At 28.4% G+C, this 8,772-nt stretch carries 6 protein-coding genes; 4 read left to right on the top strand and 2 right to left on the bottom strand.

The features are described from left to right. The 4 genes from FWJ34_RS05805 to FWJ34_RS05790 all read left to right on the top strand — a co-directional run. On the top strand, positions 1-387 hold a 387-nt coding region (locus FWJ34_RS05805), incomplete at its 5' end, for an A24 family peptidase (RefSeq protein ID WP_308254375.1). A gap of 236 nt (positions 388-623) precedes the next feature. Further along, complete coding sequence (locus tag FWJ34_RS05800) at positions 624-2,777, top strand: caspase family protein (protein WP_308254374.1); 2,154 nt, start codon at positions 624-626, stop codon at positions 2,775-2,777. 79 nt (positions 2,778-2,856) lie between these two features. Then, on the top strand, positions 2,857-4,599 hold the full coding sequence (locus FWJ34_RS05795) for an EAL domain-containing protein (protein WP_308254373.1): 1,743 nt from the start codon (positions 2,857-2,859) through the stop codon (positions 4,597-4,599). Between the two features lie 90 nt (positions 4,600-4,689). Then, positions 4,690-6,117: an FAD-binding domain-containing protein gene (locus FWJ34_RS05790; RefSeq protein ID WP_308254372.1), complete on the top strand. Its 1,428-nt coding sequence runs from the start codon at positions 4,690-4,692 to the stop codon at positions 6,115-6,117. 49 nt (positions 6,118-6,166) lie between these two features. Here FWJ34_RS05790 and FWJ34_RS05785 read toward each other — a convergent pair whose 3' ends face one another. Beyond that, positions 6,167-6,913 carry a DUF2993 domain-containing protein gene (locus FWJ34_RS05785; protein ID WP_308254371.1) on the bottom strand — a complete coding sequence of 249 codons (747 nt, stop codon included), beginning with the start codon at positions 6,911-6,913 and terminating at the stop codon, positions 6,167-6,169. 241 nt (positions 6,914-7,154) lie between these two features. Beyond that, positions 7,155-8,723 carry a CheR family methyltransferase gene (locus FWJ34_RS05780; protein WP_308254370.1) on the bottom strand — a complete coding sequence of 523 codons (1,569 nt, stop codon included), beginning with the start codon at positions 8,721-8,723 and terminating at the stop codon, positions 7,155-7,157. Between the last annotated feature and the right edge of the window lie 49 nt (positions 8,724-8,772).

The following is an 8,772-nucleotide window of genomic DNA, read 5'->3' as shown; positions in this document are numbered from 1 at the left end:
CAAACATGGATTGGCTTTACTGTTAGCGGTATTAATAGTGCTTCTCTTTATCTATTCATCAGTATTTTAAGTGCGGTATTAGGTATTTGGTTATTTGATGGAATTCGTCTTGTTGGTAGTATTGTTTTTCGGAAAGAGGCTATGGGGGGAGGCGATCCTAAATTAGTTGCTATGATAGGATCATGGTTAGGATGGCAAGGTGTTTTAATCACTGGTTTTGTGGCTTGTTTTTTTGGTACGATTGTAGGCGTTAGTGCGATCGCTTTCAAAATATTAGAAAAGGATAAACCGATAGTTTTTGGTCCTTTTTTGGTGATAGGTGCAATTACAACAATATTTTTTGGAGATTTATTATTGTCTAGTTATCTAGAATATATAGGATTTTAACAGAATTTAGAATGAGAAATGAGAAATGAGGAATGAGAAATGAGGAATTACCGGTGCAGATTTCTGTTTTATGACTATTCGCTATCAACTATTAACTAATCACTATTAACTATTCGCTATCAACTATCAACTATCAACTATCAACTATCAACTATCAATTATTAACTATTAACTATAGAGATCGTTAATTTGATAGGATTGATTTAGTTATCCATAAAGAGTGGCAAAACTAAATCATGAAATTTTCCAGACGTAATTTTTTGCAAGGTGCAGGTTTAAGTATCGCTTCTTTAGGGGGATTTTGGAGTAATGTCTCTCTTTCAACACATCAATTGAATGCCTATGGTGAAACTTTAGAGGTATCGACTTCACGAAAATTAGCTTTATTAGTGGGGATTAATCAGTATTCTACTAACAATAATTTCCGAGGCTGTATTACTGAGGTTGAGTTACAAAAAGAGCTATTGATTCATCGTTTCGGTTTTTCCCCTGATTATATTCTTACTTTACTTGATGATCAAGCAACTAGAGAAAATATTTTAACCGCATTTGAAGAACATTTAATTAAACAAGGGGAAAATAATGATGTAGTTATTTTTCATTTTAGTGGTTATGGCAGACAAATAAAATTAAATAATAATGATACTGATTTAAAGAAAGCCAATAGTTTAATTACCTATGACAGTATTAAGTCAGAAAAAGAGATTGTTGATGATATTTTATTCGATACTTTTATTCAATTAGCATTATCTTTAAAAACTAATAAATATACCTTAATTTTTGATACAAGTTTTATTCCAACTTCCTTATCTGATACGAATAATTTATTATCTCGCTCTTATACATCTCTGACTAATGTAGTAATAAGTGAAAAAGAATTAATCTTCAATCAAACCCAACAAAAGAATAATCAAACGAAAACTTTAGGAAATAAAAAAAATAACAAATTATCAGGATTAATATTAGCACCATTTAACGATAGTTTAGCTATCGAAATTAGGAGTCTTAACTTTAATGTTGGTTTATTTACTTATACTTTAACTCAATCATTATGGGAAAATTTACCTGTAACCGATAACTTAACTTTAATGAAAAAAGTTGCTTCTCAGATAGCTTTATATACGAGAGAAAGTAAGAAATTCAATTTTCAAAATGATCATAAAGTTAATTTTTTACCCTATAATTTACCCTTAGAATCTTCTCGTCAAGGAAATGCCGTTATTACTAATATTATCGAACCAAATATCATAGAATTAGAATTAATCGGTTTACCTTTGTTAGTATTATTAAATTATGGTTTAAATTCCTGCTTTAGTGCTAATTTTGATCAAAAAATAATCGTCACTATTCAAATTAACTCCCTCTTAGGGAATAAAGCTAAAGGTATTTTAATTCAAAGTAATAAATCATTAATTTATCAAGGTTTAATTTTACAAGAATCCGTCAGAGTTATAAATAGAAATAGAGGGTTAAATATCGCTTTAAATGGTAGCCTTGAAAAAATTGAAAAAGTTGATGCTACCAGTGCTTTAAGTGCTATTAATGAGATAGAATCTGTAGTAACATTAGGAGATAACTATGTAGATTTAATTTTTGGTAAATTTACTGATCAAAACACTTCCATTAATGGTTATAGTTTATTTACTATTGCCAATACTTTATTAGCAAATACAAATCCGAAAGTAGATAATGAAGCGGTTTCTTCTGCTATTAAACATTTAATTCCTTCTTTAAGAATTGCTTTAGCTGAAAAATTATTAAATTTAACTTATAATCAATATTCTTCATTATTACGGATTAATATTAAATTAAAAGTTAATCACAATAATGAAAGTATAATAACTCATGAGCAGAGTAGTTTTAGTGAGGTTAAATTCGTTAACAATCCCCTAAAAGAATATTCTAATATTGAGAAAAAGTTATTAATAAATATTCCCTTTGGTAGTGAATTTACCATTACTATCCATAACGAAAATAATGATAACTTATACTATTTATTACTAGGCATTAATTCTTCTCGTCAACCCGTGGCTTATTTTTTACCGAATGGAGGAATAATAAATCAGCAAGAGACGATAACAATTCCCCAAAATTCTAATGCTTTAAAATGGATAGTTAACGCTGATAAAGCTATAGGAGAATTAATTGTAATTTGTGCAAAATCTCCTTTTGTTAACACTCTTAATCAATTATATAAAAATAGTAATTTTAAACTAGATACAGAGCAAATAATTGTCTTAGAAAATCCTGTAATAATTGCTAAAGCTATTTTAGAAGACTTACATTTAGGTAGTAATGTGAGCAACAATTTAGTTAATAATTTAACCGATGTTTATGCCCTAGATTTACAACATTGGATTACATTTAATTTTGTCTATGAAATAATCTAATAATAATAAATATTAACCAATAAAGAATAATATCCCAATACTGTTATAATAAATATAAATAATTAAAAATTTAAAAAAAATGATTAAAATTTTTATTGTTGAAGACGAAATAATTGCAGCAGAAAGTCTGACGGTTGATCTTGAAAATTTAGGTTATGAAGTCGTAGGAAAGGCAAATAGTGGAGAAAAAGCCTTACAACAAATTAATAAAACTAATCCTGATTTGGTATTAATGGATATTAATATACAAGGGGAAATAAATGGTATAACTCTAACAGAAGAATTAACCAAAACTCACTCAATTCCAGTGGTTTATTTAACCGCTTATGCTGATCAAGAAACGTTATCAAGAGCTTTAAAAACTTCGCCTTTTGGCTATATTGTAAAACCTTATAAAAGGGAAGATTTAGCATCGTCAATTATCATTGCCTTACAAAAATATAAAGAAATTGAACATATTAAATCTCAAATAATTGAGCAACGGGAAAAATTAAATTTTATTAGTAAATTTGACGAAGTAACTCAACTACCGAATCAACTATCATTAGTAGAAAATTTTAATGCTATTTTAGAGGTATTCTATCAACAATTAACTTATCAAAAAGAATTTAATCAAAATGATCTTCCTCAGCTTATTCCTATTTTTTACTTAAATTTTAATCGATTTAAGCTCATTCGAGATGAATTAGGGCAAGATGTAGGAAATATGTTGTTAAAAGCATTAGTAAAAAGATTAAAAGTAAATCTTAGTCAGGAAACAATTATTACTCGTCTTCAAGGGGATGATTTTGCCTTAATTATTCCTCCTATTGAAAGTAAACAAATAGCTATTGATTTAGCGAAAATGTTATTAGAAAAAATAACTCCTCCTTTCATTTATAAAAATCAAGAAATTTACATCGATTTTCTGATTGGCATTACATTTTATCCTTTACAGGGACAAAATATTGATGAACTTTTATACAAAGCGAAAGAAACTATTAGACACTTAGAAAAAATAGGAGAAAATCAATATGAAGTTTATTCTCCAGCTTTACATAAATATACTGCGAAACAAATAAGTTTAGAGGCACAATTACATCATGCTTTAGAAAGAAATGAATTAGAACTTTATTATCAACCAAAAGTAAATATTAAAACAAGTAAAATTATAGGTTCAGAAGCATTATTAAGATGGAATCATCCGGAAGAAAAATTTATTTCTCCCTCTATATTTATTCCTTTAGCAGAAGAAATTGGCTTAATTGAAACTATAGGAGAATGGGTTTTAAATAAGGCTTGTCAACAATTTTTATTTTTACAAAAAAAATACAAAAATGATTTACAAATAGCTGTTAAACTTTCTGCCCGACAATTTAATCAAGATTTATTAGAACATAAAATTCTGAAAATTATCGCTTATCATTGTTTTAACCCTAGTTTATTAGAATTAGAATTAACAGAAAGTTTATTAATTAATAATCCAAAAGTAGCCTCAAAAAAATTAAATAAGCTCAAGTCAGCAGGGGTAAAAATTTCTATTGATGATTTTGGCACTGGCTATTCTTCTATGAGTTACATAAAAGATTTTAACTTTGATACTCTTAAAATAGATCGTTGTTTTATTAAAGATATTAATAACAATAATACAAATGCAACTATTACGAAATCTTTGATTGATATGGCACATCAATTAAATCTTGAAGTAGTAGCTGAAGGAGTAGAAATTGAACCAGAATTAGCTTTTTTACATAAAAATAATTGTGACTTTTATCAAGGTTATTTATTTAGTCGCCCTCTTCCTTTTCGTCAATTTGAGGAATTATTAGTTAATAATATTTAATGTTCATTTTTTTATATAAAATTTTTTGATAACAGTAGGTAGTAAATAATAGATAATAGACACAACTAAAAATAAAAGTAATTATGTTTTATGAGTAAATTAATCATTTTTTGGCATCGTCGAGATTTAAGAATTAGAGATAATATTGGTTTGGCTTCCGCTAGGGAAAAAAGTCAAAAAATAATTGGTTTATTTTGTTTAGATCCTGCTATTTTAAAAGGAGATGATATTGCACCAGCAAGGATAAAATATTTGTTAGGATGTTTAGCTGAATTAAAAGAAAATTATCAAAAATTAGGCAGTGATTTATTAATTTTTCATAATTCACCTTTAACAATCATTCCAAAATTAGCTGAAGGATTAAAAGCAGAAGCTATTTATTGGAATTTGGATGTTGAACCTTTTTCCCGTCAACGAGATAAGATGATGGAAGAGGCATTAAAAGGGAAGGGTATCAAATTCGAGACATTTTGGGATCAATTATTACACCCTCCTGAAACAATTTTATCAAAAACCAACACCCCTTATACAGTCTATACTCCTTTTTGGCGTAATTGGTCACAACAACCTAAACTTAAACCTGTCAATTCTCCTTCTAATTTATTTCCCTTAACAGAGGAAGAAAATGATATTGCTAAAAATTGGGGTTTTATACCGTTACCTAGTCTGGAGGATTTGGGATTTACTTGGGATAACGAATTATTATTAACAGCTGGAGAATCGGCAGCAAAAGAAAGACTAGAATATTTTTGCCGTTATCATTTATCTGATTATAACGAAAATCGTAACTATCCTTTTCTTGATGGTACATCACAATTAAGTGCAGCGATCAAATTTGGAGTAATTTCTCCTCGAACTTTATGGCAATATACAATAACAGAATTAGAAAACTGTGAAAGTGACGAAGCCCGAGAGAATATTATTACATGGCAAAAAGAATTAGCATGGCGGGAATTTTATCAGCATTGCTTATATTTTTTTCCTGAATTAGAAAAAGGTGCTTATCGACAACAATTCCAGAATTTTCCTTGGCAAAATAACGAAAATTTTTTTCAAGCATGGTGTGAAGGAAAAACAGGCTATCCCATAGTTGATGCGGCGATGCGTCAGTTAAATGAAACAGGATGGATGCACAACCGTTGTAGAATGATTGTAGCCAGTTTTTTGACAAAAGATTTAATTATTGATTGGCGTTGGGGGGAAAAATATTTTATGCAGAAACTTTATGACGGCGACTTGGCTTCCAATAACGGCGGTTGGCAATGGAGTGCATCTAGTGGTATGGATGCTAAACCTTTACGAATATTTAATCCTGCCTCTCAATCTCAAAAATTTGACGCTGAAGCAGAGTATATTCGGCAATGGTTGCCTGAAATTAGTAATTTAGACACGGCAGATTTAGTGACGGGGAAAATTTCACCTTTGGATGCACAAAGTTGTGGTTATCCTTTACCTATTGTCGATCATAATCAACAACAACGGAAATTTAAACAACTATATCAAACAACCAAAGATTAACTTCTATTTTTTGCGACGAAAGCCAGAGAATAATTTACATTCATCAAAATTAACGTATAGGAAGATGAGTAATTCCAGCAACCGCTAAAAGATTAAGTTTTCCGTCTTCCATGGTTAAATGATTAACATCAAGGGAAATACCATCCATAAGAAAGTTATCCAAATTGAAAATTTTGGCAGACTCTTCCACAATGGCATTAATAAGAATAGAAGAAAATTCTTTACCCTGAGTACAAATAACTTCGTCTAGCAATATACCTTGTCCACTTTTACACACACGAGGCTTTATCACAAGGCAAACACTTTCAAAAGTTTGAGTATTTATAATCTTTAATTTCGCTTTAACCATTACTCTGCCATCAGCAAGAATACGGCATTTCACTTGATAAAATTTTGCCTTGATAGTTTGATTCCCATAACAAATTTCAGATTTTTGTAACTGTTTGTTAAGGTTATCGATATTTAAAGCAGTTTCAATGTCTTTTTCACTTAAAACAACACAAGCATTTCCCTCACTAGGTTGAGTTAATTGTACATTACCCATTAACGCTTTAAGAGGACTAACGGCGATATTATTTAAAGTAATTTGCATTTTTTCTAACCGTAAATCTTTTTGCATCTCCAAACCATAACCGTCAATATTTAAAGACTCTAAAATTCCTTTGGATAATTGAGTGGGATTAGTTTTAACTTGTACACTTAAGTATTGAGCATTTTTAATTTGACTTTTAAAAGCCATCTCGGCAATTTTATTGATGGTTTTTTCGCCAATATTGTCTAATTTACTGAGTAACATAATAATTGTTGATAAAATACTGAGGGTTTTCACTGAGAGTATTAAGTATCTTAACATTTCTCCATCAAAAATTCATAATTGGAAATGAAGAATTCTTGAAGATTATCTTTTTATATAGTAATCACCGAATCAGTTATCAGAAATCAATTATTAGAAAAAAAATCGAAGATACCACCCGTCTTCCCTTTTCCCTTTCCCCTTTAGGGTGGGTTTTAAATTAATATATAACATTTAAGTATATCTATAAAATATTGCTGATTGTTAAGATTTCCGTATTAATTTTTTCTTTTAACTGTGCTACCGTTAAATTATCTAAATCAGAAATTACTTGATTATCGGGTAACTTATTGATAATATTTAATAAATTTTTAAACATTTTTTCAGCGTAAGATAACTCATTTTCTAACTTATAAATATTAGCTAATTCTATATAAGCGGGAAAAAAATTTGGCTCTAAATAAATGATCTTTTTCAATAACCTTTTGGTTTCCTGTAAATCTCCTTGATCATCGGCAATATGGCTTAAAATATAATGGGGAAAAACGGCAAAAGAATCTATTTTTAAAGCTTCTTGACAATATTTTTGAGCTTGAGGGTAATCTCCCGTATTAGCGTAAATTTCTGCCATCATTTGATAAGGTAATAAGTTTTTTGGGTATTGTTCGATCAGTTTTTTTGTGTTATTAATAGCTTGACCGTAAGATTGATTTTTAATCAGTTTTTTTGTCTCAATAAATAAAGAATATTCTTCTATTTTTAACGGTGGTAATGAAGGAGACTGAATCGTATTATTTTGTTGAATATTAACAGATATATTATTAATAACGGGATTATAGATATTAAGAGAATTTAAAGGTTGTAAATTGTTATTTGTTGGAAAAATATTTTGAAAATTCATAGAAATTGTTTCTAATAAGTGTTCATTATTAGTAACATTATTTGAAGGATTTTCACTAATATTTTTATTGTTAGGATTATAGATATATATTAATGATTCGGAAAAACTTTTTGAGTTAAACTGGTTCATTTCTTTAGCATTAACTTCCGCATGACCTGTCATTAAGTACCCTTCCTGTTTTAAAATTTGTGTAAATTTATTGATCACTTTACTAATAGAATTAGGCTCAAAATAAATAAAAACATTCCTACAAATAATTAAATCAACATTATTTAGAGGAGGAGTTAATTTTTCCCAAGAGTCATGAATTAAGTTAAAATACTGAAATTTAACAAGTTTTTTATACTGTGGTAAAACCTCATATTGATCATTTTTTTTGATAAAATAAGTATCTTTTTTCTCCTGTGGCATTGTGCGTAATGACCAATTACCATAAATTCCTTTTCTTGCTTTATCTAAGGCTTCTAAATTCAAATCAAGACCATAAATTTTGATATTCCATTCATTAATATTCTTGATCATTTCTTCTATTAAAATAGCTAGGGAATAAACTTCTTCTCCCGTAGAACAACCGGCACTGACAATGGTTAAATTTTTATGATGATAATTTTCTTTAATGAGATTTGGTAAAATATAGTTTTGTAAAATATTTATTTGTCCTTTATCCCTAAAAAAGTAGCTCTCTAAATTAGTTAATAGTACCACCAACTTTTCCCATTCTTCATGACTTTTTAAACTATTTTCTGTTAATAAATCATAATATTTAGACGATGAATATATTTTATTACTGTTCATTCTTGTTAGAAGATTTTTATTAAAATTATCTAAATCATTTTTTCGGACACTAATCCCAATTTTTTGTCTAACTAAATTTAAAAATTTTTCTTGTGATTCTTGATTGATATTTGTCATAATAAACTAAAGCTATATTTTATAAAATATTAATATTTTCCTATGGTTA

It is taken from the genome of Geminocystis sp. GBBB08 (genome assembly GCF_016743215.1).
In the GTDB taxonomy this organism is placed as follows: Bacteria; Cyanobacteriota; Cyanobacteriia; order Cyanobacteriales; family Cyanobacteriaceae; genus Geminocystis.
The sequence above is the reverse complement of the archived record's forward strand: the minus strand, read 5'-3'. Positions and strand labels throughout refer to the sequence as shown.